The organism is Micromonospora andamanensis, assembly GCF_016863495.1.
Lineage (GTDB): Bacteria > Actinomycetota > Actinomycetes > Mycobacteriales > Micromonosporaceae > Micromonospora > Micromonospora andamanensis.
This window is the reverse complement of the sequence record NZ_BOOZ01000124.1, coordinates 1-831: the sequence shown is the minus strand read 5'-3', so window position 1 is coordinate 831 and position 831 is coordinate 1. Positions and strand designations below refer to the sequence as shown.

Sequence of the window (831 nt, the reverse complement as noted above, 5' to 3'; positions counted from 1 at the left end):
GACGTCCAACAGTCGCCGGAGTTCAACGATCGAGGGTCGTCGCGATGATCGACGACAGGCGATGACACAGGGCAAAGAACGGTGCGGTACGCCGTGCACGCCTTGGCTGCCGCATCGCCAGACAGATATCACTCCACAGCGAGAGGAAACACTTCGTGCGTTCTCGTATCAGCCGGAAGCGGAGGCGGGCGGTCGGCCTGCTGCTGCCGACGGCCCTGCTCGCGGGTATGGTCACCGCGTCACCAGCAACGGCTAACCCGCCGGTCAGCCCGGCCCGGCTGGCCACGCAGTCCACACCCGGGGATCCGCCACTGCCGGCGTACCCCGGGCTGCCGTCAGAGGCACGCAGCTTCGCGGCGGCCAGCACCACACCGGTGCCCTGCGACAACAACGGTGCCGACAAGCAGATGACGCGGGCGGATGCGGTAACTCGCGCGCGCAGCTGGCTACCCGGCGTCCCGTACAGCCAGGAGCGGTGCTACCGCAACCAGTACGGCGACTACCGGACCGACTGCTCAGGTTTCGTCGCGATGGCCTGGGGGCTGGGCGGTTCCGGTAGCGCCTTCTGGACCGGCAACCTGCACACCCGCTCGTACACCATCGCCCGGAGCGCGCTGGCACCGGGCGATGCCCTGCTCCGCCACACGGGCGATCAGAGCGAGAATCACGTGGCGCTGTTCGTGCGGTGGGGCAACTCGGCCAAGACCACCCCGGTGGTCATCGAGCAGACCGGTAGCAGCGACACCATCGAGAGAACGTGGACGGCATCCTACGCGGCTCTCTACACCCCGGTCCGCTACGACAACATCGTCGAGACGCAGCCGCCGGCGG

1 protein-coding gene is annotated in these 831 nt (G+C 68.1%); it reads left to right on the top strand.

All coding sequences use genetic code 11. The features are described from left to right. Positions 1–155: 155 nt before the first annotated feature. Positions 156–831, top strand: a 676-nt coding sequence (locus Van01_RS32760) for an NlpC/P60 family protein (RefSeq protein ID WP_204015842.1), incomplete at its 3' end; no start/stop codon positions are given.